Origin of the sequence: Neorhizobium vignae (genome assembly GCF_000732195.1) — a bacterium.
GTDB lineage: Bacteria > Pseudomonadota > Alphaproteobacteria > Rhizobiales > Rhizobiaceae > Neorhizobium > Neorhizobium vignae.
Map to the genome: position 1 here is coordinate 1 of NZ_JNNU01000003.1, position 24,756 is coordinate 24,756.

General features: G+C 61.4%; 21 protein-coding genes and 1 pseudogene. 5 read left to right on the forward strand and 17 right to left on the reverse strand.

Annotation, left to right across the window (positions count from 1 at the left end; genetic code table 11):
- Positions 1–1,207: 1,207 nt before the first annotated feature.
- The 8 genes from GQ59_RS04655 to GQ59_RS04690 form a co-directional block, all read right to left on the reverse strand.
- On the reverse strand, positions 1,208–2,251 hold the full coding sequence (locus tag GQ59_RS04655; RefSeq protein ID WP_037078262.1) for a sn-glycerol-3-phosphate import ATP-binding protein UgpC: 1,044 nt from the start codon (positions 2,249–2,251) through the stop codon (positions 1,208–1,210).
- Positions 2,251–3,099, reverse strand: coding sequence for a sn-glycerol-3-phosphate ABC transporter permease UgpE (ugpE, locus tag GQ59_RS04660; protein ID WP_037078263.1), 849 nt, complete (start codon positions 3,097–3,099; stop codon positions 2,251–2,253). The genes GQ59_RS04655 and ugpE overlap by 1 nt, the downstream gene beginning before the upstream one ends.
- A gap of 9 nt (positions 3,100–3,108) precedes the next feature.
- A complete protein-coding gene (gene ugpA / locus GQ59_RS04665) occupies positions 3,109–3,990 on the reverse strand; it encodes a sn-glycerol-3-phosphate ABC transporter permease UgpA (protein WP_037078264.1) in 882 nt (293 codons plus the stop codon).
- A 66-nt stretch (positions 3,991–4,056) separates the two neighbouring features.
- On the reverse strand, positions 4,057–5,361 hold the full coding sequence (gene ugpB / locus GQ59_RS04670) for a sn-glycerol-3-phosphate ABC transporter substrate-binding protein UgpB (protein WP_037078265.1): 1,305 nt from the start codon (positions 5,359–5,361) through the stop codon (positions 4,057–4,059).
- Positions 5,362–5,464: 103 nt separating this feature from the next.
- On the reverse strand, positions 5,465–6,286 hold the full coding sequence (locus tag GQ59_RS04675) for an inositol monophosphatase family protein (RefSeq protein WP_037078267.1): 822 nt from the start codon (positions 6,284–6,286) through the stop codon (positions 5,465–5,467).
- Between the two features lie 29 nt (positions 6,287–6,315).
- The gene (locus GQ59_RS04680) at positions 6,316–7,377 is read right to left on the reverse strand and encodes an ABC transporter ATP-binding protein (protein WP_037078268.1); all 1,062 of its coding nucleotides are present in this window, start codon (positions 7,375–7,377) and stop codon (positions 6,316–6,318) included.
- Positions 7,374–9,605: an ABC transporter permease gene (locus GQ59_RS04685; protein ID WP_037078269.1), complete on the reverse strand. Its 2,232-nt coding sequence runs from the start codon at positions 9,603–9,605 to the stop codon at positions 7,374–7,376. The genes GQ59_RS04680 and GQ59_RS04685 overlap by 4 nt, the downstream gene beginning before the upstream one ends.
- An 81-nt stretch (positions 9,606–9,686) precedes the next feature.
- Positions 9,687–10,715, reverse strand: coding sequence for an ABC transporter substrate-binding protein (locus GQ59_RS04690; RefSeq protein ID WP_037078270.1), 1,029 nt, complete (start codon positions 10,713–10,715; stop codon positions 9,687–9,689).
- A gap of 191 nt (positions 10,716–10,906) precedes the next feature.
- Here GQ59_RS04690 and GQ59_RS04695 point away from each other — a divergent pair, with 191 nt between their 5' ends.
- The gene (locus GQ59_RS04695) at positions 10,907–11,908 is read left to right on the forward strand and encodes a LacI family DNA-binding transcriptional regulator (protein WP_037078272.1); all 1,002 of its coding nucleotides are present in this window, start codon (positions 10,907–10,909) and stop codon (positions 11,906–11,908) included.
- Positions 11,909–11,947: 39 nt separating this feature from the next.
- On the opposite strand, the gene GQ59_RS04700 is transcribed toward GQ59_RS04695, so the two are convergent.
- From GQ59_RS04700 to GQ59_RS04730, 7 genes are all read right to left on the reverse strand, one after another.
- Entirely contained in the window at positions 11,948–13,807 is a 1,860-nt protein-coding gene (locus tag GQ59_RS04700) for a DUF2264 domain-containing protein (RefSeq protein WP_037079084.1), read from the reverse strand.
- 65 nt (positions 13,808–13,872) lie between these two features.
- Positions 13,873–15,153, reverse strand: coding sequence for an ABC transporter substrate-binding protein (locus GQ59_RS04705; protein WP_037078273.1), 1,281 nt, complete (start codon positions 15,151–15,153; stop codon positions 13,873–13,875).
- 30 nt (positions 15,154–15,183) lie between these two features.
- Positions 15,184–15,915 (reverse strand): DUF624 domain-containing protein, encoded by a 732-nt coding sequence (locus GQ59_RS04710; protein WP_037078274.1) that lies wholly within the window; start codon positions 15,913–15,915, stop codon positions 15,184–15,186.
- A gap of 20 nt (positions 15,916–15,935) precedes the next feature.
- A complete protein-coding gene (locus GQ59_RS04715; RefSeq protein ID WP_037078277.1) occupies positions 15,936–17,045 on the reverse strand; it encodes an ABC transporter ATP-binding protein in 1,110 nt (369 codons plus the stop codon).
- A 9-nt stretch (positions 17,046–17,054) separates the two neighbouring features.
- Positions 17,055–18,227 carry a glycoside hydrolase family 88 protein gene (locus GQ59_RS04720; RefSeq protein WP_037078280.1) on the reverse strand — a complete coding sequence of 391 codons (1,173 nt, stop codon included), beginning with the start codon at positions 18,225–18,227 and terminating at the stop codon, positions 17,055–17,057.
- A gap of 4 nt (positions 18,228–18,231) precedes the next feature.
- Entirely contained in the window at positions 18,232–19,068 is an 837-nt protein-coding gene (locus tag GQ59_RS04725; RefSeq protein WP_037078283.1) for a carbohydrate ABC transporter permease, read from the reverse strand.
- A 3-nt stretch (positions 19,069–19,071) separates the two neighbouring features.
- On the reverse strand, positions 19,072–20,022 hold the full coding sequence (locus GQ59_RS04730; protein WP_037078285.1) for a carbohydrate ABC transporter permease: 951 nt from the start codon (positions 20,020–20,022) through the stop codon (positions 19,072–19,074).
- Positions 20,023–20,242: 220 nt separating this feature from the next.
- Between GQ59_RS04730 and GQ59_RS04735 the strand changes: the two genes are divergently transcribed.
- The 3 genes from GQ59_RS04735 (at position 20,243) to GQ59_RS33705 (ending at position 23,328) form a co-directional block, all read left to right on the forward strand.
- The gene (locus tag GQ59_RS04735) at positions 20,243–22,024 is read left to right on the forward strand and encodes a heparinase II/III domain-containing protein (protein ID WP_037078286.1); all 1,782 of its coding nucleotides are present in this window, start codon (positions 20,243–20,245) and stop codon (positions 22,022–22,024) included.
- A gap of 11 nt (positions 22,025–22,035) precedes the next feature.
- Positions 22,036–22,827 carry a discoidin domain-containing protein gene (locus tag GQ59_RS04740; protein ID WP_037078288.1) on the forward strand — a complete coding sequence of 264 codons (792 nt, stop codon included), beginning with the start codon at positions 22,036–22,038 and terminating at the stop codon, positions 22,825–22,827.
- A 162-nt stretch (positions 22,828–22,989) separates the two neighbouring features.
- Entirely contained in the window at positions 22,990–23,328 is a 339-nt protein-coding gene (locus GQ59_RS33705) for a hypothetical protein (protein ID WP_037078290.1), read from the forward strand.
- 47 nt (positions 23,329–23,375) lie between these two features.
- On the opposite strand, the gene GQ59_RS04750 is transcribed toward GQ59_RS33705, so the two are convergent.
- Together GQ59_RS04750 and GQ59_RS04755 are read right to left on the reverse strand one after the other, a co-directional pair.
- The gene (locus GQ59_RS04750; RefSeq protein WP_037078292.1) at positions 23,376–23,810 is read right to left on the reverse strand and encodes a type II toxin-antitoxin system VapC family toxin; all 435 of its coding nucleotides are present in this window, start codon (positions 23,808–23,810) and stop codon (positions 23,376–23,378) included.
- The gene (locus tag GQ59_RS04755; RefSeq protein ID WP_037078294.1) at positions 23,807–24,073 is read right to left on the reverse strand and encodes a type II toxin-antitoxin system Phd/YefM family antitoxin; all 267 of its coding nucleotides are present in this window, start codon (positions 24,071–24,073) and stop codon (positions 23,807–23,809) included. The genes GQ59_RS04750 and GQ59_RS04755 overlap by 4 nt, the downstream gene beginning before the upstream one ends.
- 257 nt (positions 24,074–24,330) lie before the next feature.
- Between GQ59_RS04755 and GQ59_RS33555 the strand changes: the two are divergent.
- Positions 24,331–24,666, forward strand: a pseudogene (locus GQ59_RS33555) (HAMP domain-containing protein); the annotation flags it as partial.
- Between the last annotated feature and the right edge of the window lie 90 nt (positions 24,667–24,756).

The following is a 24,756-nucleotide window of genomic DNA, read 5'->3' on the forward strand; positions in this document are numbered from 1 at the left end:
CACCACCTCTCGGGACATCATCACCCCGCGCCATGCCGTGCCACAAAGCGCACCGGGCGAACTTCGCGGACCGGCTAAACGGCTTGCCCTGCACTGCAGGAGCTTCTTGCACTGGACGAAGCCGTTTGGAAAGCTCGTATCTCGAGGGAGGGTGGCATGACTGGCGCGATAGCGGACTGCGCAATCAGATGATGAACGACGGCTCGTCGAACGAACCGGTTCAGATCGCCGTTGCTGGCGCGTTCGAGCGTCTTTGGCGAGTAACCCTCGTCGAGCGCTGATTGTCGTAGGCGACCTGGGAGGGAAACCACATCATCTGCCAAGACATTGCTTCGCTCTGAAATCCAGTCCTCCAGCCAATCGTCGATGATACGCATGTCGTCACCTTCGAAAATTCACCTCTATTCCGCAAGGCCATAATTCCCGAAGCGACACTGGGTTCCAGGACCGGCACCTTTCCAGTCCCGTTCCCCTCGTTCATACGCTGTACAGGTCGATTGCAGACAATGCCATTCCGAGAGCGGATAACTTTCTGCCCTAAGATTGGAGGTGCAAACTGCTGGATGCTCGCTGCAAGGAAATTTTCACCGCATACGTCGACCGTGAATACGGCGACACGCCATTGGCTATTGAGCACGCGCTTTGCCTGGCGTTCGAGCAAGGCACTCAGGCGGCAAAGCGCCGAGAAGATGCCAGTTCCTGTCCCTATAGCGCGGTTTCTGATCCAGAGCCCTTTCTCGCGTGGGTGGAAGGTTTCGGGTGCCGTTCCATTCGGTGAGCCTGTTGCTGGCGCGCGGTACCAGGACGGCTACAAATACGTCGGCGGTGTCGTGGCCAGCTTCCAGCACGACGTCGCCCGATCGTCGGCTCGAGGTACCAAAGAGCGCCGACAGCGCTTGTTGTACTTCTCGAAGGCCGGGCTGCCCTTGTTGTCCCCTTCACACGACGGGGCAATGCGTGCTCACCCTGGCAGATCCGTTGCCGAGTGCCGCAGCCACGTTGATGACCATCGGCCTGGCAGTCCGTCCTCGTCTTGCCGAAAAATCTCCTCGGCGCACCGCGTGTCAAGAACAGGGAGAAATCTCCAGCGACCCGGCTTGCTGCAAGATCCTCCAGCAGCGCTACCGTCTGGACGTCTAAGCAAGCGCGATGCGGGCTGCGCCACAGCCGGTGATCTTCCAACGGAACGGGTGTTGGCAGACGTCCGTCAAACCCTCTTTCCCGCCGCATCGAACAGATGGAAACGGGCGGCGTCGGCCGTCAGGGCCATGGTCTCGCCGATCCGGATGCCGGAGCGGCCTGGGACGCGGAAGACGACAGGACTTTCGTCAGCCGTCAGGGCATGGACGTAGCTTTCGGCGCCAACCAGTTCGACCGCCGCCACCTGGACTTCGGCCCTGACAGGCCCGGGAGCATTGCCGTTGACGATCACGATGTCCTCCGGGCGGATGCCGATCGTGGCGGCATTGTTCGGCAGTCGCGCCTCCGGCGACATCTTCCAGCCGGCGCCGTTACCGAGTTTCATGAGGTTCATGGACGGCGAGCCGATGAAGGTGGCGACGAAAGTGGTCTCGGGCTTCTCATAGAGTTCGATCGGCGTGCCGACCTGCTCGATGCGGCCGGCATTCAAGACGACCAGCCGGTCGGCGAGCGTCATCGCCTCCATCTGGTCGTGGGTGACGTAAATCGAGGTCGTTGCGAGCGAGCGCTGCAGGCGGCGGATCTCGACGCGCATCTGGACGCGCAGCTTGGCGTCGAGGTTGGAGAGCGGCTCGTCGAAGAGGAAGGCGGCCGGCTTGCGCACGATGGCGCGGCCCATGGCGACGCGCTGGCGCTGGCCGCCGGACAACTGGCGCGGCTTGCGTTCGAGGAATGGCTCGATCTCCAGCGCGCGCGCCGCCTCGGTAATGCGGCGGTCGATCTCATCCTTCGGGGTGTTTCGGTTCTTGAGGCCGTAGGCGAGGTTCTGCCGCACGGTCATGTGCGGATAGAGTGCGTAGTTCTGGAAAACCATGGCGATGTCCCGCTCTGCGGGTTCCAGTTCGTTGACGCGCTTGTCGGCAATCGTGACCTCGCCGGAAGAAATGCCTTCGAGACCCGCCACCATGCGCAGAAGGGTGGATTTTCCACAGCCGGACGGGCCGACCAGCACGATCATCTCGCCGTCTTCGATATCGAGCGATACGCCCTTGATCGCCTCGATATTGCCGCCATAGACCTTGCGGACGTCCTTGAGTTCAATCCTTGCCATTACTTCTCGGTCTCCACCAAACCTTTGACGAACCAGCGCTGCATCAGCACCACGACGATGACGGGAGGAATGATCGCCAGGATCGCGGTGACCATGACGTAGTTCCAGGGGGTTGAGGCATCCGCGAAATCGACCATGCGGCGCAGGCCGATGATGATCGTGTTCATCTTCGCGTCATTGGTGACCAGCAGCGGCCACAGATATTGCGTCCAGCCGTAGATGAACAGGATGACGAAGAGTGCCGCGATATTGGTCGTCGACAGCGGCAAAAGGATATCGCGCATGAAGCGAAACGGTCCCGCATTGTCGATACGGGCCGCCTCGACCATCTCGCCCGGGATCGTCAGGAAGAACTGCCGGAAGAGAAAGGTGGCGGTCGCCGACGCCATCAGCGGCAGCGTCAGTCCCGCATAGGTATCGATCAGGCCGAGATCGACGATGACCTTGTAGGTCGGCAGGATGCGCACTTCCACCGGCAGCATCAGGGTGATGAAGATCATCCAGAAGAAGCCCATGCGGAAGGGAAAGCGGAAGAAGACGATCGCAAAGGCCGAAAGAAACGAGATGACGATCTTGCCGATGGCAATCGCGATCGCCACGACGAAGCTGTTGAACAACAGCCGCTCGAGGCTCACCCCGACCACGCGCTCGACGCCGCCCGAGATGGATTCGGTGTAGTTCTCCATCATGTGGCCGCCGGGCAGCAGCGACAGCGGCGGACGGATGATGGCGGTCGACGTCGCCGTCGAGGCGATGAAGGTATAATAGATCGGAAAGGCGACAATGACGATGCCGAGGATCAGCATCAGATGCCCCATGAGGGTGGCGAGCGGGCGGTTCTCAATCATCGGGTCACCTCAACCATAATGCACGCGCCGCTCGACGAAGCGGAACTGGAAAGCCGTGAGCGCGATGACGATGACCATCAGCACCACCGACTGGGCGGCGGACGAGCCGAGGTTGAGGTTCACGAAACCGTCGTTGTAGACCTTGTAGACGAGCGTCTCGGTCGCCTTGGCAGGCCCGCCGCCGGTCACGGAATGGATGATGCCGAACGTGTCGAAGAAGGCGTAGACGGTGTTGACGACAAGCAGGAAGAAGGTCGTCGGCGCGAGAAGCGGGAAGACGATCGTCCAGAAGCGGCGGCTGCCGCGGGCACCGTCGATTGCGGCGGCCTCCAGCAGCGATTTGGGGATTGCCTGCAGGCCGGCGACGAAGAACAGGAAATTGTAGCTGATCTGCTTCCAGGCGGCAGCAACCACGACCAACACCATCGCCTGATCGCCGTTGAGCAATGGGTCCCAGGCAATGCCATTGCGTCTGAGAAGATAGGCCAGCGTCCCCATGGCCGGATTGAACATGAAAAGCCACAGCATGCCGGCAACTGCCGGCGCCACGGCATAGGGAATGATCATCATGGTGCGGTAGAAGCCCTTGCCGCGCACCACCAGATCCGCCGCCGTCGCCAGCAGCAGCGCCAGGCCCATCGAGAGCAGGGCGGTCGCGACGCTGAAGACGATCGTCACCTGCAGAGCATGAAGGTAATTCTCGTCCGACAGGATCAACCTGAAATTTGCCAATCCGACGAAATTGCTCTGCAGGCCGAACGGGTCTTCCCGCATGGCCGATTGATAGAGCGCCTGGCTTGCGGGCCAGAAGAAGAAGATGACCGTCAGGACGATCTGCGGCGCGACCAGGAAATAGGGTAGGATCTTGTTCGGAAAGACGACGCTTTGCACGGGCGGGCTCCCTTGGGATGCGAACGGGGCCGCCCGTGCCGGCAAGACACGGGCGGCCTGCGATGCTTACTTTTCGATTGCCTGCTGGATCGCGGCATTGCCGCGTTCGACAACCTTGTTCAGCGCCGTCTTGGCATCCTGTTTTCCGGCCAGCATCGCTTCGAACTCCTCGTTCATGATGTCGCGGACCTGCGGCAGGTTAACGAGGCGGACACCCTTGGAGTTCTCGGTCGGCGCCTTGCCCATCATCTGCAGGAGCGGTGCCTGGCGGCCGGGGTTCTTGTCGTAGAAGCCGGACTTCTTGGTTTCGTCATAAGCGGCCATCGTCACCGGCATATAGCCGGAGACCTGGTGCAGGCGGGCCTGGATCTTGGTCTGGGACAGGAAGTTGAAGAATTCCGCCGTGCCCTTGTATTCCGCATCGCTCTTGCCGGCGAAGACCCAGAGGCTGGCGCCGCCGGGAATGGTGTTCTGCGGCCGGCCGGCGCCCTCGTAATAGGGAAGCTGGCCGATGCCGTAGTTCATGCCGGTCTTGATGATGTCGCCGAGACCGCCGGAGGATTCCGTCATGATACCGCATTCGCCCGACGTGAAGAGCTGCTTGGCTTCCGAAGTGCGGCCGCCATAGCGGAAGGTGCCGTCCTTGCCGAGATCGGCGATCGACTGGAAGTGCTTGACGAAGAAGTCGGAGTTGACGGCGAGCTTCACGTCCACGCCGGCGAGACCGTTTTCGTTGCTGCCATAGGAGACGTTGTTCCAGGCGGCGAGATTTTCGGTCTGGATCCAGGTGAGCCAGGTCGAGGTCATGCCGCAGGGGGCAGCACCGCTGGTCTTGATCTTCTTGGCCGCCTCGAACACCTGCGGCCAGGTCTTCGGCGGGTTGGCGGCATCGAGGCCGGCCTTCTGGAAGATATCCTTGTTGTAATAGAGGATCGGCGACGAGGAGTTATAAGGGAAGGACAGCATGGTGCCGTCCGGCTTTGAATAATAGGCGACGATGCCGGGCAGATATTGCGACTTGTCGAACTTGTAGCCGCCCTTCGTCAGGACGTCGGCGACCGGCACGATGGCACCCTGGGCACCCATCATCACGCCGCTGCCTGCGTCAAACACCTGGATGATCGCCGGCGGCTGCTTGGCACGGAAGGCGGCGATGCCGGCATTCAGCGTTTCCGGATAGCTGCCCTTGAAGACAGGAACGATCTTGTAGTCCTTCTGGCCCTCGTTGAATTCCTTGGAAAGCTGCTCGACGACCTCGTTGTTGGCGCCGGTCATGGCGTGCCACCATTGGATCTCGGTGACGGCCATCGCGCTCGACGCCATGAGCAGCGATGTGGTTGCGGCAGTTGCTGAAGCAAGAACGATTTTCATGGATGTTTTCCTCCCTTGACCATGAACCGAAGACTGGGTCCGACAAGGACCCTTTTCTGCGCGCCGCCGACCTCAAGGCTCGGACGGCGCGTGAATGAAGCGGCTAGGCGGCCGCCGAATCCCCTGCGCCGACACCGGCGATGCGTTTGAGATCGCTGACGGCACCCGGGCCGGCGGCAAGTACCGGCGCGCCCTTGGTGAGCCGCCCGCCTTCCGTGGGGAAGGGCAGGTACCAGCCGCCTGCCTCCTCGACGATGCAATAGCCGCCGAGGCAATCCCAGGCGTGCATATAAGGCTCGTAATAGCCGACCAGCCGGCCGGCGGCGACATAGGCGAGCATCAGCGCGCCCGATCCCAGCCGGACGAAATTGCCGCCTCCCTCGAGGAGATCGTTGACGATCTTGCCGACCGCGGCCGGCGTGACATGGTGGTTGGCGCCGATGCCGGTCAGCCCGTTGCGGATCGTCTTGCGGCCATCGAGCGAAAGCCGCTTGCCGTTCAACGTGGCGCCCTGTCCGGCCGCTGCGGAATAGATTTCTTCGTAGCAGGGCACGAAAATGACGCCGACGACCGGCTTCCTGTCGTGGAGAACGGCGATCGAGACGCACCAGTTGGGCATGCCGCTGACAAACGGGCTGGTGCCGTCGATCGGATCGACGACCCAAGTATAACCGGAACTGCCCTCGGCAAGCCCGTATTCCTCGCCCAGGAAGCCGTCATCCGCGAACGTTTCGGACACGCGGTCGCGGATGAGGTTTTCCACCTCCCGGTCGGCGATCGAAACGACATCCTGCGGATCGCCCTTGGTTTCGATGACCAATGTTTCGCGCCGGCTGAAATAGTCGAACGCGACCTTTCCCGCTTCCCGCGCAACCTTTTCGGCAAGCGCGTGGCGATCCCTGATGTGCTGCTCGTTATTGTTCATGAAGAAACGTGTCCCTGTCTGCGGATCTTTCATTCCGCGATGATGGCGATGCCGCGGCTCTTGAGGCCGATGGCGACCTGTGTGCCGGGAGGAAGAGGGCGGTCGACCGACGGGTCGACGATGAACAACGTCCCGCCGCTCGTTTCCGCCTCGTATTCGATATGGTCGCCGAGATAGGCCGTGTGCCTGATCCGCCCGAAAAAGGCGGCGCTTTCGGCCGGTTCGACCGTGATGGCATTCGGCCTTACCGCGAGCTTGCCGCGGCCGGGCCTCGCACCGCGCGCCGGCACGACATGCCTCAGGCCTTCGATGCCGACGGTCGCCTGTGTGCCCGAGATATCGATGATCTCGCAGGGCACGACATTCGCCTCGCCGATGAAGTCGGCGATGAAGGACGAAGCCGGTGCTTCGTAGAGGTCGCGCGGGCTGCCCTCCTGGGCGATCTCGCCGTCCTTCATCACGATGATCTTGTCGGAGACCGCGAGCGCCTCGTCCTGGTCGTGGGTGACGTAGACGGCAGTGAACTGCAGGCGTTGCTGAAGCTCGCGGATTTCGGTGCGGACGCGGCGGCGCAGCCGCGCATCGAGGTTCGACAGCGGCTCGTCGAGCAGCAGGACCTGGGGTTCGAGGACCAGCGCGCGGGCGACGGCAACGCGCTGCTGCTGGCCGCCGGAAAGTTCAGCGGGAAGACGGCGTCCCATGCCCCCAAGGCCGACGAGTTCGAGCCCGTGTTCGGCCTTTTCACGCGCTTGCCTCCTGTTCAGCCCGGACGACTCCAGCCCGTAGGCGACGTTGTCGAGCGAATTCATGTGCGGGAAAAGCGCGTAGGACTGGAAGACCATCGAGACGTCCCGCTCATTGGCCGGCAGCATGGTGACGTCCTTGCCGCCGATCAGGATGCGGCCGGAGCTCGGATGTTCGAGGCCGGCGAGCATGCGCAGCGTCGTGGTCTTGCCGCAGCCGGATGGGCCGAGCAAAGTCACCAGCGTGCCGGGCTCGACCGTCAGCGACAGGTCTTGAATGGCCGTGAAGGCGCCGAAAGTCTTGCGGACGTTCTGGAAGACGACGGATCCGGCCTGGGTGAGGCTCATGCGATTTTCTCCTGCTGCAGGGAGGTCGGAACGCGGGGGGGCAAGGCCGAGATGCGGTTTTCACGCCGCAGCCGCCGTTCACCGACGATCAGTTGGAAGCCGGCGATGACGGCAATCATCACCACGATCAGCATCGAGGAATAGGCGATCGCCACGCCGTATTCGCCGTTTTCGACCAGGCCGACGATATAGGAGGTCGCCATGTTGTACTGGGCGCTGACCAGGAAGACGACGGCGCTGATCGAGGTGATGGCGCGGACGAAGGAATAGACCAGTGCTGCGGTGATCGCCGGCCTCAGGAGCGGCAGGATGACCTTGCGGATGGTGCGGAAGCTGGTCGCTCCGAGCGTCATCGAGGCTTCGTCGAGGCTCTTGTCGAGCTGGCTCATGGCGGCGATGCCGCCGCGCACCCCGACCGGCATGTTGCGGAAGACGAAGCAGGCGACGAGGATCAGGGCTGTGCCGGTCATTTCGAGCGGCGGCAGATTGAAGGCCATGATGTAGCTGATGCCGATGACCGTGCCGGGAATGGCGAAACTCATCATTAGGGCGAACTCGAAGAGTTCGCGGCCGGCAAATTTCTGCCGCACGATAACATAGGCCGTGGCCAATCCGACGGCAGCCGTCAGCGGCGCCGAGATCAGCGCGATCTCCATCGTCGTCCAGAAGGAATTCCAGGCAACCCCCGTCCAGACCAGCGAACCATCGCGGACGGTGACGGAGAAAGCCTTGGCGTAATGGGCAAGCGTCAGCGTGTTGTCGAGGCCCCAGGTCTTCACGAAGCCGCCAAAGATGATCATGCCGTAGACGACGAGCGTGAAGATCATCCAGGGGATGACGAGCATGTGTACAGCAATCGAAAGCGGGCGGGGCAGCGCGATATGGGCGCCGCTGTCGCCCTTGCCGGTGACGGTCGCGAAATTCTTGCCCGAAAGCCAGAGCCGCTGGGCGAGGAAGGCAGACAAGGTGAAACAGAGCAGGATCATCGCAAGCACCGCGGCGCGGGCCGGATCGTTCTGCGAGCCGACGACGGCGAAAAAGATTTCCGTCGAAAGCACGCCGTGACTGCCGCCGAGCACCAGCGGGTTGCCGAAATCGGCCATGCTTTCGATAAACCCGATCAGGAAGGCGTTGGCGAGGCCGGGCTTCATCAGCGGCAGGGAAACGCGCCAGAAGGTGCGCCAGCGATTTGCGCGCAATGTCTGGGAGGCCTCCTCCATCGAGGGGCTCACGCCTTCGACGACGCCGATCAGCACGAGGAAGGAAATCGGCGTGAAGGAAAGGACCTGGGCGATCCAGATGCCGGTGAGGCCATAGAGCCAGCGGCTCGGCTCGATGCCGAAGACCGACGAAAGGCCCTGGGTGACGACACCGGCGCGGCCGAACAGAAGCGTGAGCGCAAGGCCGATGACGAAGGGCGGTGTGATGATCGGCAGCACGGTCAGCAGCCGCAGACCTTTCTTGAAGGGAAAATGCGTGCGGGTTGCGACCAGTGCGAAGGCGAGACCGAGCAGCGTCGAGCCCGCAGCCGTCATGATCGCCAGGAAAAGCGTGCGCCAGGCGATCCCGCAGCGTGTGCCGCCGACAAGACAATCGAGGCTCCAGATCGAGGATTCGGCGATGTTGCGGCTGAATCCATCGAAATTCACCGAACCGTCGAAGTCTTGGAAGGCACCGATGAACATGCTGCCGATCGGATAAAAGACGAAGACCGTGACGAGGAAGATCAGCACCGAGATGGTGGAGACGACAAACGCGTCGCCGCGCATCACACCCCTTTCGGCAAGGCCGAAGGAAAAGAGCAGGACGAAGACCACGGACATCAGGACGGCGCCGGCCCCCATCGACGACTGGCCGCCGGCGAGCTCACCGAAGAGCGTCTGGGTGATCGTCCAGCTCCAGCCGGTATTGCCGATGGCGAGCCCCTGAAGCGCGAGAAAGACGATGCCGAAGCCGCCCGCCCAGGCGAGAAGCGTGCCGCGCCGCATCGGGTCTGACACGAACCGCGCCGCGGCGGCGCCGAGAAGTGCGAGCAAGGCGGCCAACAGCCAAAGCCGGCCGTGCACGAAGATCTGCAGCATCCCGGGAGCAGCCGAGGCCGCCCCCGGGAAGTCCCCCAGCCAGGAGAATGACAGAAAACCCTTCTCGATCCGGTACCACGGCAAGACGACCATGGCCGCGGCGCCGAAGGCAAGGACAAGGTCCAGTCTGCGATTGCGATTGTCCATGGCCGGCCGCGACCTCATCGAGAGCATGGAAAGTCAGGTCGCGCTACAGGCCGAGCCGCAGCGCGACGATGGCGATCGGGATCAGTTGGCGCTCGCGCCGATTTCCTTGTCCCAGCGCTCGAGCAGCTTTTTGCGGGTGTTCGGGTCGCCGTATTTGGTGAAGTCGTAGTCGATCAGCTTGATGTCGGCGAACTTCGGCGCTTCCTTCGGCACTTCCGCCTTGGCATTCGACGGAAGCTGGAAGGACTTCGCCTCTTTCATGTGCGACTGCACGTCGGCCTTCAGCGCCCAGTCATACCACTTCTTGGCGTTCTCCAGGTTGCGAGCGCCCTTGACGATCGACATCGAGCCGATTTCGTAGCCGGTGCCCTCGCAAGGCGCGATCGCCTTGACCGGGAAGCCTTCGACCGTCTGAGCCACCGCATCATGCATGAAGACGATGCCGATCGCCGTCTCGCCGCGGGCGGCCGCCTTGACGGGTGCCGAGCCGGACTTGGTATATTGCGAAACGTTGGCGTTGAGCTTCTTCAGATAGTCATAGGCCTTGTCTTCGCCCATGATCTGCACGAGCGTCGCCAGCGCCGTGTAGGCGGTGCCGGACGAATTCGGGTTGGCCATCTGGATCTCGCCCTTGAACGAGGCATCGAGAAGGTCGGCCCAGCACTTGGGCTCCTTGTAGTTCTTCTGCTTGAAGAGTTCGGTATTGTAACCCCAGCCGAGCGCGCCGGCATAGACGCCGACCGTGCGGAAGCCGGAGCTTTCGGCCTGCTTCTTCGCCCAGTCGTTAAGCTCCCCGAGAAGCGGCGACTTGTATTCCTGGGTCAGTCCTTCGGTCGCGGCCTGCAAATGCGGGTCGCCCGTGCCAGCCCACCAGATGTCCGTTTTCGGGTTTCGGGCTTCAGCGCGGATCTTGGCATAGGTTTCACCGGACGACAGGCGAACCATGTTCACCTGAATGCCGGTATCCTTCTGGAACATCTGCTGCATCATCTCGCAGATGACCACGTCGGCAGAGCAGATCAGGTTGAGTTCTTCCGCGGCACGAGACGCCGATACGTTCGTAGTCAAGCCGGCCGCCAAAGCGGCAACGGCTGTGAGAGCCAAGCGCATGATTATCCTCCCAGATTATGGCGATGCCTCCACATCACCCGCCTTTGCAAGCGTGTGCAATGGTTCCACGTCGCTGTGGATCTTGTCAATAACAATTTGCTAAAGAATCGAACCAGCGGCCGCATTTCCTGTCATCTGCTTGTTGCACTCGCTTGCAAAAATAGGCATTGATTGAGGCAAGGGAGAGGGCGATGAGCCGCAAGATTTTTGTCAGCGCCAAGGAAGTCGCTGACCGGGCCGGTGTGTCCAGGTCGGCCGTTTCGCGCACGTTTACGCCCGGTGCAAGTGTTTCGGAGGAGACAAGGCGACGGGTGATCGAGGCGGCCGAGGCTCTGGGTTATCATGTCAACCACCTCGCCCGCGGGCTGATGCGCAATGAAAGCGGCATCGTCTGCCTGATCGTTTCAGAACTCGACACGCCCTACCGCGCCAGCCTCATCCGGGCGCTCACCGGCCAGCTCCAGAGCGCCTCGAAGATCGCCATGCTGATCAATACCGACCGCTCCGACGACAGCGTCGACCAGGCGCTCCGCCAGGCGATCAGCTACCGCGCCGATGCGTCGATCATCCTCTCCGGCATGCCGGACAGGTCGATCACCGATCTCTGCCTGAAGAGCGGACAAAGGCTTGTGCTGATCAACCGCGACGAGGATCGGGAGGGCGCCCTGATGATCAACCTCAATGATCGTGATGCGGCCCGGCGTAGCTTCATCGCCTTGCTGCGCGCCGGCTGTCGCAACTTCGCCTTCGCCAATTCCGAAGCGATGACGCCGAGCCTGATGGCCCGCGAGGAGGGTTTTCGTGCTGCCGGTCGCGAACATGGCCTGGAGGTGACCGTCGAGCGTTTCGGCTCGACCACCTATCAGAGCGGCGCGGTGCTGGCACAGCGGCTGCTCACCCGCGAGAAGCGGCCGGACGCAATCTTCTGCGTCAACGATCTGCTTGCCTGTGGCTTGATGGATGCCGCCCGGCATCAGTTCAACCTTGTGGTACCGTCCGAACTCTGCGTCGTCGGCTTCGACGACATCGAGCAGGCATCCTGGTCCTCCTACAATCTGACGACCTTTGCCCAGCCCGTCGACCGCATTGCAGCCGAAGCCGTGGCCTGGCTCGATCAGGTCACGCCGGTTCAGATGAACTCCCGAAGACTTGATGCCGACCTCATCTGGCGCGGATCGGTGAGAGGCGGCTGAAGCGGCATGTGAGCATAGGCCAGGCCGTGCTCGCCTGCCTCACCTGGTACCGGAGAGGTTGAAGGCGGGGATCACCTGGCCTTGCGTGCGGAACAGTTGCTCGAGCTCGGCCACATCCGGGCATGCCGGGACGGACTGCAGAAAGGCCGGGTCGACCTCGTCATTGGGGAGCGCGATGACCGCCGCGGCAAGCAGCGTCACCCCTGCCTCGATCTGTCCACGGAGCTGGGGAAGAAGCGTCTTTGCGTGAATGAGATTGGTATTGGCGATCGGGCTCATGGCATGGCCCTCCCGCCTCAAGGCAGGTGAGAGGTCGACGATCGCGCTGGTGTCGGTCCGACCATACCAGACGGCCAGACCTTCGCCTCGGCTGGCGATGTCGGCCTGGAAATCCGCCTGTTCGATGGCAAAGCCGCCCTCCGACGTTTGCAGAGCGCGAGGCGCGGCAATGCGGTGGATGCGGATATGCCACGGGTTGGCCGGAACCAGCCATGTCTCCACCGTGACGTCGCTCCAGGGCTTCCAGCGGGAATAGAGCCTGTCGCCGGCGATCAGCGCCTGCTCGAGCGTTTCGCGCATGCGGAAATGCACGCCGTCGTCGGAGAGGCCCAGCATCCCGTCAAGACTTGCGGCCGCGAAATGCCGGTCATTGGCCTCGATGTTGAAGGCGTAGCGGGTGGAATAGACGAATTTCGAGTATTTCTCGTTGGCGCCGCGCATCTTGTCGTGCTGCTGACCGGAGGCAAGGACGACGACATTGCCGGGCGTATGCATGGCGACCATGCCGGGCTCCTTGAGCGGAACAGGATTCGCAAAGGAAGGGGCTGGCGCTTCTTCTGCCAGCCAGAACGGATGGTCGTTAGGCAGAGCCAGCGGCAGGAAGAATTTCAGCGCCCAATAGGGAGAGCCTGCGGAGTTGTAGCTCTCGCTCATCAGCAGATTGGGATAGCCGTAGCCGATCGACAACACGCCGTCGCGGTCGGCGATCGGAAGCGTCGACCACCAGCGGATATGACGCATGTAGTAGCCCTTGATCTCGGCCCAGGGCAGGGCCTCGACGCCCGCAAACGCCAATGCGCCCCAGAAGCCACCTGCGGCAAACCGGTATGTCTGGCTGCGCCCGAAGGCAAGCGCGGCACCATCCGGGCCGAACCAGTGGCGGATATCCCGGGCAAAGACACGGGCTCGCTCGCGATAGGCATCGCCGCGCGCAGTATCGGCCTTCGCGAGCACCGAATAGATCAGCGCATAAAAATGCAGGGCGAAGGGGATATAGTGGTCGACGCGCTTGACCGGCCCGTCGCGATACCAGCCTTCGCCGAGCCGGAAGGCCTCGGTCTCGTCGAGATAGGTCTCCGTCATGGACCGGTCGAAGCTTATGCCGACGCGCGTCAGGCCGAGATCGATGAGAACCCGGAAGAATTTCCAGTTGTTGTCGATGAATTCCTTGTCGCGGGCCGACAGAAGATAGGCTGCGACGGTTTTCTTCTCTCCTTCGCCGAGCGGATCCCAGATATGTTCGGGCACCATGGCAAGCGCAAAACCGACCGCGGCCAGTTCCACCTGACGCTGGTCGCGATCTGAGATATCGCCCCAATATTCCGGATGAGAGGGATCGGTGCCGTTTGCAAGGCCGCGGCGGTAGAGGTCCCAATGCGGAAAATCATGGCCTCCGGCTGCGAGCGGCACGATCCCCCAGAGCGGTCGGGCGAAACCTTCAAGGTCGGCCGCGGCACGGTCGAAATGCGCCCCGGTCGCGCTCAGGCGGACCCGTGCGCCGCCTTGCGAAAAATAGGGAAGAAGCGGTTTGAACAGATCCAGCACCGCCTTGCCAAGGTCGGCTCGGGAAAGAAGAGGGTTCCCGCAAAGGGGATTGGCTCTAACTGGGTCGTAGATCACGGGCAAACCATTTTCATCGAAAAAAAAGAGACCCGCGGAGGACATGGCCTCCGCGGGTCGGGCTGTTACTTGATGGCCTTCACGCCGTCGGTCATTTCCTTCAGACCGCCGTCGATGGAGATGTTGTCGGTCATGATCGAGTCATGCGCACGGTTGAGGACTACTTCGATCTTTGCGGCATTCGGATTGACGGCCATTTCCAGGAAGGACTTGCCGGACTGCAGCGCGTCCTTGCTCGCCTGGTCCTGGGGGAAGCCCGGCAGCGATGCGATCTTGGCCGTGACTTCCGGCGTGCGGACGGTCGGGATCGTGCCGGTGCCGGCGATGATGGCCGCCCCTTCCGGGCCGGTGACGAACTTGATGAAGTCGAGCACCTCGGCCTTGTGAGCGGAGTTGGTGTTGACGGCGAGACCGGAAATCTGCGCTGCGGTCGTGCCTGCTGCCACGCCATCCGGATGCGGGAACTTCACGATCCCCCAGTTTTTGCTCTTCGATTCACCGGAGGCGACCTTGGCGATCTGGGTGCCGACGAACCAGGTACCCATCGGCAGCATGCCGATCGTGCCGTTGAAGAACAGCGCCGAGTAGTGGGTATTGGAGGTCTTCAGCGACCCATAGGACGGAACGACACCAGCCTTCTGCAGGGCAAGCGCGCGCTCATACCAAGGCTTCAGGAAAGCGTAGTCCGGACCCGCGAGGGTCTGCTTGCCGTCGAGGATGCCGGGAAGCTGAACCGTGGAGCGCCATGTGTGGAAGAGCGCGCCGTAGGTCTTGTTCGCCCCCATGCCGCCAGCGAGCTTTGTGGCGATCTGGTCGAACTGGGCCCAGGTCATGTCGTTGGTCGGGTAGGTAACACCGGCCTTGTCGAAAATGTCCTTGTTGTAATAGACGACCCAGAAATCCGACCGGAACGGCAGGGCATAGATCTTGCCGTCGATCTTGAGCTCCTCGACGAGGCCGCCGAAGGATGCGGGATCGATCTTCTGTTCCGTCATGAAGCCGGAGAGGTCCGAGATCGAGCCGGCGCGGACGAGGTTCGTGTAGTTCGGAACGTCCTTGACGGTGACGATGTCGATATCCTTGGAGCCGCCCGCGAGCTGCGTGGCGATCATCTGCTGGTAGTCCTGCGAACCGAGGTCCACGGATTCGAACTTAACGTTGGGATTCTTGGCCTGGTATGCCGCTATGAGCGGCTTGTAATAAGCCACCTTGTCCCAATCCCACAGCGCCCATTTGAGCGTCACGGCATTGCCCGACTGTGCGTATGCCGAGCTCGCGACCGACGTCGCCATGGCGAGACCCGCTATCGCCAACCTCACCGATCTCCCGAGTTTTTCCAAATACATTCCGTTCTCCTTCCCTGAAGTGTCTCTGGATTAGATATGCTTAGCGTCACCAGCATGCGGTTCGCGATGCGCCTGTATTGCCATTGGCAGGGCTAGAACCATGACCGCTGCCCGATGGACGCCGAATGTGACGGCGAACATTCCGAGTGAAAAATTGAGGGTGGCCGGCATGAACACGGACACCGGATAAAAAACGATATGCGCGAGCCAGAGCGCGGCCACGAATGCAAGCGCGCCGAGCGCCGGCAGCGGTCGCACGACCGAGGCGACGGCTGCCAGCCGCAGCAGCATCGGCGCCGAAAGATCACGCATCACCATCAGCACGACGAGATGGCAGGCCACGACGACGATGAAAACCGTTGCGATCAGCGCAATCGTCAGCGGCAGGGCAAGGACGAGATTGTCTTTCGCGGTCGCGGCATAGGTGACGATCGCATAGACGCCGAGGCCGATCGCAAGGGTGAAGGCCAGGCCCCACGCGGTCGCACGCCAGAAATATCGGAAAAACGCTTCGACGAAATCCCGCAGGAGGTAGGTGTTGCGGTCTTCGACGAAGGCGACCGAAACGCGGGCGGTCGCAGCGATCGCAGCGGGGATGGTGACGACGAAGAGTGCGGCCAGAATGAACAGGATGTTCAATTTGACCATCTCCCACCATTCGCGGGCGAATGTAGCGGCGAAAAGGGCAATACCGGTCTTCTTCGGCGCATTCTTCGGAATGCCCGGTCCTTCCTTCGTCCACATGTCACGCAGCCATTGCATGGCCGTTTCCTCCCGCTCGCCTAATAAAGGATCGAGCGCTCCGTTTGCCTGTCAAACAACTGCATATTGGTGGTGTCGACGACCAGCTTGACCTCGTCGCCGATCGCGCCCCTGAACCGGGGCGACACGCGCGCGATCAGGCTGCGTCCTCCGGCGATGATGTTGAGATGGATTTCCGAGCCCATCGGTTCGGCCAGTTCCATGACCGCGCTGAAGGGCGCCAGGTTTTCCGGCGCGATATCGGCCGGCGGCAATTCGTGAAAATTCTCGGGCCGGATGCCGATGACCAGATCGCGGCCTTCGTAGGGTGCGATGCGGCTTCTGTCGAAATGGGCCGGCAATGGCAGTTCCCGCCCGTCGAACAAGGCAAAATATCTCTCACCGCGCCGCTCGATCACCGATGGCATCATGTTCATCTGCGGTGCGCCGATGAAGCCGGCGACGAACATGTTGACCGGCCGATCATAGAGGTTCTGCGGCGTGTCGACCTGCTGGATATGCCCGTCCTTCATCACCACGATGCGATCCGCCATGGTCATCGCCTCGATCTGGTCGTGGGTGACGTAGATGAAGGTGGCATGCAGACGCTTGTGCAGCTTGGTGATCTCGGCGCGCATGGTGCCGCGAAGCTTGGCGTCGAGATTGGAGAGCGGTTCGTCCAGCAGGAAGACCGCCGGATTGCGCACCATGGCACGCCCGAGCGCGACGCGCTGGCGCTGGCCGCCGGACAGAGCCTTAGGCTTGCGGTTGAGAAGGTGCGTGATGTCGAGGATCCTTGCAGCGTCCTGAACCTGGCTGTCGATGAAATCCCGGGAGACTTTGCGAAGCTGCAGGCCGAAAGCCATGTTCTTGTAGACGGTCATATGCGGATAAAGCGCATAGTTCTGGAAGACCATGGCGATGTCGCGGTCCTTGGACGGCACATCGTTCATCAGGTCGCCGCCGATCTGGAGCTCGCCGCCGGAAATCTCCTCCAGCCCGGCGATCATCCGCAGCGTCGTCGACTTGCCGCAACCCGAAGGGCCGACGAGAATGATGAATTCCTTGTCGGCGATCTCCAGATCGATGTCATGGACGACAGTGAGGGCGCCGTAGGACTTGTTCAGTTTTTTCAGTGAAATGCTGGCCATCGGATTCTCTCACCAATAGGAAGACCAGGCGCGCGAGAGGCGCGTCAGGGCTTCCATGTAATAATAGTCGCCCCAGGAGACGCACTCGTCGACGCCTTCGCCGCGGCAGGTGTTGTAGGGCGATTTTTTGGAATAGGTCCCGTTGAGGACAAGGCCGTTGGAGATGGCCGGATCCTTGACCGCATAGTGCTCGAAAAGGCTTTTCATCATGCGCCGCGCAAGCTCGCGGTAACGCGCGGCGGCGTCGGCCTCGACAAGGTCGGCCATTTCGAGCAGTCCGCAGGCGACGATCGAGGCCGACGACGTATCGCGCGGCTCGCCGTCTCTCTCGGAGAACACCAGGTCCCAGTAAGGCACCATGTCGGCCGGCAGCTTCTTGACATAGAAATCGAGAAGCCGGTCGAACGTTTTGCGATATTCGTCGATCGGCTCGTAACGATAGGAAAGCGCCATTCCGGCAATGCCCCATGCCTGCCCGCGCGCCCAGAAACTGTCGTCCTTGTAGCCCTGTTTCGTCGCACCGCGCACAGGCGCCCCGGTAACCGGATCCATGTAGAACGTATGATAGGTGGAATTGTCCGGCCTGACCGAATTGGCCAGCGTCGTGCGGGCATGGATGAGCGCGATGTCGCGGTATTTCGCATCGCCCGTCTCGCGGCTTGCCCAATAGAGCAACGGCAGGTTCAGCAGGCAGTCGATGATGTAACGGTATTCCTCCGCGACACCCTTGCGACCCCAGGCCTGGATGAACTGGCCGATCGGCTGGAAGCGCTCGATAAGCTGGTCCGCGGCCAGGATGGCTGCCTTGCGCCCATCCTCATCGCCGACCAGCTTCCATGCCGCGATGCACGACGGCGAATAGAGAAAGCCCATGTCGTGGTGGTCGGTCTCGATGCGGTTCTCGATCCTATGCAGGAAGCTCTGCACCTGGATCTGCGCCGCATGCTGAAAAACCTTGTTGCCCGTATGCTCGAACGCCAACCAGATTTCTCCCGGCCAGAAACCCGCGGTCCACTGGGTATTCTCGACGGCGGGATAAAAATTGCCGACGCTGGAATGGTTCTGGGACGCATAGGTGAAGGCCGGCAGATTGCGCCGGATCTGGGCGACGGCGAGATCGAGCGCTGCCTTGACCTCGGCATCGGTGATCGGTTGGGGAGCGATCTGCACAACGGCATTCATGACGTTAACCCTTGAGGCCCGACGAGGCGACGCCTTCGACGAAGAAGCGCTGCAGCGACAGGAAGACGATCAGGACGGGAATGAGGGCGACGACCGATGCCGCCATGATCAGCCCGTACTCGGCGGAATATTGCGAGATGAACATGCGCAGGCCGATCTGGATCGTCTTCAGCTCGGTCTTGGTCAGATAGATCATCGGACCGAGGAAGTCGTTCCAGGTGGTGACGAAGGTGAAGATGGTGAGCGTCGAAAGTGCGGGCTTCGACAGCGGCAGCATGATGCGCGCCCAGATCTGATATTCGTTCATGCCGTCGATGCGCGCCGCTTCGCAAAGCTCCGTCGGGATCGACATGTAGAACTGCCGCATGAGGAAGACACCGAAAGCGGTGAAGGCCTGCAGGCAGATCAGTGCCAGGTGCGTATTGTTCAGGCCGAATTCGCGCATCAGCAGGAACTGCGGCACCATGTAGACCTGCCAGGGCATGGCGATGGTCGCGATATAGCCGAGGAAAAGGGTGTTCTTGTAGGGAAAGTCGAGCTTGGCAAAGGCGTAGGCGGCGAAGCTCGACGTCAGCAGCTGGAGCAGGGTGACGATGATCGTCAGCTTCGATGTGTTGTAGATGAAGAGGCCAAGCGGGATCTTCGTCCAGATGTCCACGTAGTTCTGCCACTGTGGTTGCGACGGAATCCACTCGATCGGGAAAACGAAGACGTCTCGGCTGAGTTTCAGCGAGGCTGACAGCATCCAGGCGAAAGGCATCAGCATCACGGCGGTGATGACGATGACAGTCGCATAGACTGCAATGCTCTTGGTGGTGACCTTGCGTCCGGCAATCTTCACGGATCAATCCTCCCTCTGTCGGCGGAACTGGACGACCGTGACCGCCAGTACGAGAAAGAAGAGAACGAGCGCGATCATGCTGGAATAGCCGAGATCCCAGGAAATGAAGGCTTCGTTGTAGATGTGATAAACGAGGACCAGCGTCGAGGTGCCGGGGCCGCCCTGGGTGATCATGTAGATCTGATCGAAGACCTTGAACGACTGGATGGTCAGCATGACCGTGACGAAGAAGGTCGTCGGCCCGAGCTGCGGCACGGTGACATAGACAAACTTCTGCCACGAATTCGCACCGTCGAGATCGGCCGCCTCGTAAAGCTCGGAATTGATGCCCTGCAGCCCGGCGAGATAGATGACCATGTAATAGCCCATGCTCTTCCAGACGCCGAAAAGGATGACCGTCACCATCGCCCAATGCCGGTCGGCTGCCCAGCCCGGCATGTCCTTGGGGTCCAGGCCGAGCGTATAGAGGATCATGTTCACCGGCCCCATTTCGGGGTTGAAGATCATGTTCCAGACCACGGCGACGGCCACCAGCGAAGCGACGTAGGGAAAGAACATCGCCGTGCGGAAGAAGTCGCGCCCGAAGATCTTCTGATTCAGCAGGATCGCCAGGCCGAGCGCGCAGGCGAGCGTCGCCGGGACCGAGACGACCGTATAGATGATCGTGTTCCAGAACGCGGCAATGAAGACCTTGTCTTCGAACAGCCGCCAGAAATTGTCGAGGCCAGCGAAGGTGATCGCATTGGAGCCGTCCCAATGCATGAACGCCAGCACGAAGGCGAACAGGATCGGCCCGAGCGTAAAGACGGCAAAACCGAGGAAATTCGGGGCGAGGAAGGAGTAGGCGACCAGCGCGCTCTGTATCTTGCGCCGGCGGCGCGACAACACCTTGCTCGGCCGCCGGGACGCGGCCGGCGCATCACCTGCGGCAATGGTCGAATTCGATATGGACACTTTATCCCTCCTCGAACCAGGATGCTCCGATCGATGCCCAAGGGCTATCCACGGCCCGCCATTGTGTCACGAGCGTGCCGCCTCCCTACCGAGGGGATAGCACATCTCTCACATTGGTCAAACAAATTTATGGATAAATCATATGAATTCTGTAGTCATCTTAAAATACGTATGATAGGTGGCGAATGAGGTCGTTTATCGGTCGCATGGAGGAAGGCTGATGTTCAGCGAGATCGCCGGGTTTTTGCCGCCGGTTTTGGCGGACTTCATGCCCGGCGCGCCGATCGGCGACCGGGCCGCCTGGGATGCCGTACCCGATGATATGCGCTCCGCAGTCATCCGGGATGCGGAGGCGGCGCTTGGCCGGCCGTGGTCGCTCATCAAGGCTTCCGACTACCGGGAATATTCGCTGAACGGGAACCGCTCCCGCTTTGAGGCGCTGTATTTTTCGCGGCGGCGGATGTTGAACGATCTGGTTCTTGCCGAACTGCTCGAGGCCAGGGGGCGTTTCATCGATGCAATCGTCGACGGTGTCTTCCTGATCTGTGAGGAAAGCGGCTGGCAGCTTCCGGCTCACAACGCCTACGAGCGGGGCGGGCAGCGGTTTTCATTGCCCGATACGGAGCAGCCGGTTGTCGATCTGTTTGCGGCCGAGACGGGTGCCCTGCTGGCGACCGTGGCCGCTCTGATGAAAGATCGGCTCGACGAGGCCAGCCCCCAGATCGTCGCCCGGATCGAGCGGGAGGTCCGGCTGCGCATCTTGTCGCCCTATCTCGACCGGCATTTCTGGTGGATGGGCAACGGCACTGAGCGAATGAACAACTGGACGGCGTGGATAACGCAGAACGTCCTGCTTTCGGCCTTTGCCCTGAAGACGGAACAGCACCTGCGGCGGCAGATCGTCGGGAAGGCCCTTTCCAGCCTGGACGCCTTCGTCAAGGATTACGCGGAGGACGGGGCCTGCGAGGAGGGCGTGGTTTATTATCGCCATGCGGCGCTCTGCATGGCCGGAGCGATGGCCATCCTCGACACGGTGGCGCCGGCTTCGATGACGCCGCTCTGGAAGGCTCCCAAAATCCGCAGCATGGCGGAATATATCGTCAACATGCATGTGGCCGGTCGCCGGTATTTCAATTTTGCCGATTCCGCCGCGGTCATAGAACCATGTACCGTGCGCGAATATCTGTTCGGCAAGGCAGTCGGGTCTGATGTCCTGGCGGCATTCGCCGTGCGAGATCGCCTGTCGTCGGAGCACAAGCATCTGCCCGAGGAGTGGAACCTCTGGTACCGCGTGCAGGAACTGCTGGTAACGCCGGCAGCCAGCGGAAAACCGAAGCCGGCAGGCGATGTGTTTTATCCGGGAATTGGCCTGTTCGTTGCCCGCGACGACCACTTTGCGCTCGCCGTCAAGGGCGGCAACAATGGGGAAAGCCATAACCACAACGACGTCGGCAGCCTGACGGTCTATAAGGACGGCAAACCGTTCCTGATCGACGTCGGCGTCGAAACCTACACGGCAAGAACCTTTTCCTCCGAGCGGTACGATATCTGGACCATGCAGTCGGGCTTCCACAACCTGCCGACCTTCGGTGGTGTGAGCCAGGCCGCCGGCGCGGATTTTTCGGCGCGCAATGTCCACGCCGGGTTCACCGAAAAACAGGCGCAGATATCGCTGGACATAACGTCCGCCTATCCGGCTGAGGCACACGTCCGATCCTATCGGCGGACCGTCACGCTTCGGCGCGGGCAGGAGATCGAGGTCGCGGATATCCATGAGGGCGAGCTGCCGGCGGTGCTTTCGCTGATGACCTGCGTCGAACCGGCGATCGACCGCGCCATTCATTTCGACGGTCTCGGCCGCATCGACCTTGATGGAGCCGGCGAGATCGAGGTCGACGCAATCGATATCGACGATGCCCGCCTGCGCATCTCCTGGCCCCCGAGAATTTATCGACTGCGCATCCCCTTTGCCGGGACCTGCCTGAAACTGCGGATCGTCTGAGGAGGACGAGCATGGAACTGACACTGAAAGTCGTAGATGTGGCGGGCGAGGTTCGCGCCAGGGCAACAGGCACGGACGAGACATATCTCGTCTATCGTGACAGCTACAACGAAGGCGATCAGGTCGTCGTCGAAGGGTCCGAGCCGGGATATCTCATACTCGCGCTCGACGACGCGATGACGCCCGCGATCGTCTATATGAAGGGGCAGAGCTATGCGCTCGGGGTCCCCTTCGGTTCCAAGCGCATTCCTTATTCTCCGCGGGCCTTCGAAGGCAGGATCCACAGACTATGCGTCCGCAAGGCGCGGCCGGAGGAGATCGCGGCACGTCGGAACCTGGCTTTCAATCCATGGGACGACCACGCCAATGCCACCATCTTTCCGCACGCCAAGGCGAATGTGGAGACACGCGGGGAGGCGGTCTTCGCCGCGCGCAACGCCATCGACGGGGAAAAGGCGAACGACGATCATGGCTTCTGGCCCTACACGAGCTGGGGGATCAATCGCGATCCCGATGCGACGCTGACGCTCGATTTCGGCCGGCCGGTGAAAATCGACGAAATCGTCCTCTACCTGCGAGCGGACTTTCCGCATGACGCGTGGTGGGAAAAAGTCAGCGTCACCTTCTCCAACGCCGAGACCGCATGTTTCTCGCTGGTCAAGACGGGTGCGGCTCAGTGTTTCCCGGTGAGGGAGCAGACCGTGGAATGGATCAGGCTGCACAGCCTGATCAAGGCCGACGACCCGTCGCCCTTTCCGGCCCTGACCCAGATCGAAATCTGGGGACGCGAGGCGGATATGTAAATCAGCGGCGAATGTTGCCATCGGTCCCGTAAAGCCTTGATCTACGGAGATGTAATGCAGATCGGGCGGGGTCACGATCGGCGCCGATGATGACCCCGCCCTCGTTGCGAGTTTGCAAGTAAAGTCAGGCGCTTGCCGCCTTTTCAACGGGGTCAACCTTCGGTGCTGTTTCACATCCTGGAACACGGATCGAAGTGCGTCAATTGTCGATTCTTTGAGTTCCGCGCCAGTCTCGAAGCGAACGACCGTGTTGGTGGAGACACCGGCTACGCCGTAGCGGACGCCTATCTCCTCATAGTGCTGATGAGGCTGAAGAATTTCGCGCTGCTGTTCGTATGCCTTACGCTCGTCGTAGGCCAGACCGAGAAACATGCCTTCCTTGTCCCTCACGAGCGGGGACCGCTCGTTGACGTCATGAACGACCTCGTGCAGCCAACGAAGGGAAGTGTAATCGCCGATCAGCAGAATACCGTCATGGTTTTTCAGCAGGCCATAGGATAGCAAGCAGGTTCATCCTTTTCCGGCTACGGTTGTTTCAAGTTCTGCAATTAAATGCCTGGTCGGGTGGTCCAGGGATCGATGATTTCGATTCCGAACCCTTCAAAATCCTTCGTATTGCGCGTGACGAGAGTGAGATCGTGCGCTATCGCGGTGGCGGCGATCAAGCCGTCCATCGAGGCGAGCCCGCGACCGCTTCGCTTCGCAAGCCCCATCAGGTCACCCCAGGCCAGAGCGACCGGCTCATCGACGGGAATGACGCGGTGCTCAAAACGGTGTGGGAGATCCCGGGCGAGCCATTCAGCCAACGCATCGCGTTTTCGCCCGGTGTCCATCAGGGCAACGCCCCGGCGAATCTCTGCAATCGACACGACACTGATGAAGGCGCGATCCTCATCAAGCCCATCCAGCCATTCCAGAACGTGGGCTTCAGGGCGCGGTTTTGTCACCTCGGACAGTACATTGGTGTCGAGCAGCAGTCTCACAGCGGCAGATCACGTGGTTCATCGCGTTGACGCTCAAGGTCCAGGTCAGCGGCGCGGAGTGGCGATTCCATCAGAAACTCAGCGAGCGTTCCCTTGCGCGCAGTTTTCCGCTGCCATTCTTCGGCAGAAACGACAACGACACTTGGCCTGCCATTTCGCGTGATCGTCTGGGGCGCGGATTGCGCGCGTTCGATAACCTCCGAGAGCCTTGCCTTGGCGCTGGCGACCGTCCAGCTTTTGTCATCCTGTACTGATGTCTGCATTGTTCGCTCCTGACTACAGTGACTATCATGACTATATTAGATAGAAACTCCAAAAATGCAAACGGCAGGATGGGGGAGGTGATAATTTTAACCAGGCGATCGAACAGCCGCCGGCTCGGTCGCTCGTCGTCTTGCCGGTCCTCGCCGGCTGCGCATCCTCGCGGATCAGGATGGCTACCACCGTATCGGCTTGTGACGCTCGGCGGCGCGCGCGAACTCACGGGCCGGCCGACATTCCGGCTCTACGGGTTGTAGTGATGGGGCGGCGGCGGTCACCAGAAGGGCTCGACACCGGGCTTGCGGCATCGGCGTGGGCGGTGCGCCGCGTTACTGCGCCACTTGGCGCATTGTCGGCGGCAGCCGAGCGATTCGGCAGGGATTTGGACGCGCCGCCTTTGCCCGAAGCCGGCACGACGGAAACGCGCGACGCGGCGCGCGCGTTCAACTCCATGCAAGAGCGCTTGCGCAGGCTCATCGAAAACCGCACGCGATTGCTTGCCGCCATTTCGCATGATCTGCGCACGCCGCTTACCCTGCTGCGGTTGCGCGCCGAAAATGTCGAGGACGCCGGCGAGCGCGAAAGAATGCTGTCGGCCATTGCCGAAATGGACGCCATGGTCGGCGCCGTGCTCGACTTTGCGCGCGATGAAGCGAAAACCGAGCGCGCGCGCCCGACCGACGTG

What these genes read in the sequence shown, in the direction of transcription:
- ugpE (WP_037078263.1), bottom strand. Translation starts at nt 3,099, where the DNA reads ATGATTGAGAACCGCCCGCTCGCCACCCTCATGGGGCATCTGATGCTG.
- GQ59_RS04715 (WP_037078277.1), bottom strand. Translation starts at nt 17,045, where the DNA reads ATGGCCAGCATTTCACTGAAAAAACTGAACAAGTCCTACGGCGCCCTC.
- GQ59_RS04720 (WP_037078280.1), bottom strand. Translation starts at nt 18,227, where the DNA reads ATGAATGCCGTTGTGCAGATCGCTCCCCAACCGATCACCGATGCCGAG.
- GQ59_RS04680 (WP_037078268.1), bottom strand. Translation starts at nt 7,377, where the DNA reads ATGAGCCTCACCCAGGCCGGATCCGTCGTCTTCCAGAACGTCCGCAAG.
- GQ59_RS04740 (WP_037078288.1), top strand. Translation starts at nt 22,036, where the DNA reads ATGGAACTGACACTGAAAGTCGTAGATGTGGCGGGCGAGGTTCGCGCC.
- GQ59_RS04690 (WP_037078270.1), bottom strand. Translation starts at nt 10,715, where the DNA reads ATGCGCTTGGCTCTCACAGCCGTTGCCGCTTTGGCGGCCGGCTTGACT.
- GQ59_RS04735 (WP_037078286.1), top strand. Translation starts at nt 20,243, where the DNA reads ATGTTCAGCGAGATCGCCGGGTTTTTGCCGCCGGTTTTGGCGGACTTC.
- GQ59_RS04675 (WP_037078267.1), bottom strand. Translation starts at nt 6,286, where the DNA reads ATGAACAATAACGAGCAGCACATCAGGGATCGCCACGCGCTTGCCGAA.
- ugpB (WP_037078265.1), bottom strand. Translation starts at nt 5,361, where the DNA reads ATGAAAATCGTTCTTGCTTCAGCAACTGCCGCAACCACATCGCTGCTC.
- GQ59_RS04685 (WP_037078269.1), bottom strand. Translation starts at nt 9,605, where the DNA reads ATGGACAATCGCAATCGCAGACTGGACCTTGTCCTTGCCTTCGGCGCC.
- GQ59_RS04755 (WP_037078294.1), bottom strand. Translation starts at nt 24,073, where the DNA reads ATGCAGACATCAGTACAGGATGACAAAAGCTGGACGGTCGCCAGCGCC.
- GQ59_RS04705 (WP_037078273.1), bottom strand. Translation starts at nt 15,153, where the DNA reads ATGTATTTGGAAAAACTCGGGAGATCGGTGAGGTTGGCGATAGCGGGT.
- GQ59_RS04695 (WP_037078272.1), top strand. Translation starts at nt 10,907, where the DNA reads ATGAGCCGCAAGATTTTTGTCAGCGCCAAGGAAGTCGCTGACCGGGCC.
- GQ59_RS04655 (WP_037078262.1), bottom strand. Translation starts at nt 2,251, where the DNA reads ATGGCAAGGATTGAACTCAAGGACGTCCGCAAGGTCTATGGCGGCAAT.
- GQ59_RS04710 (WP_037078274.1), bottom strand. Translation starts at nt 15,915, where the DNA reads ATGCAATGGCTGCGTGACATGTGGACGAAGGAAGGACCGGGCATTCCG.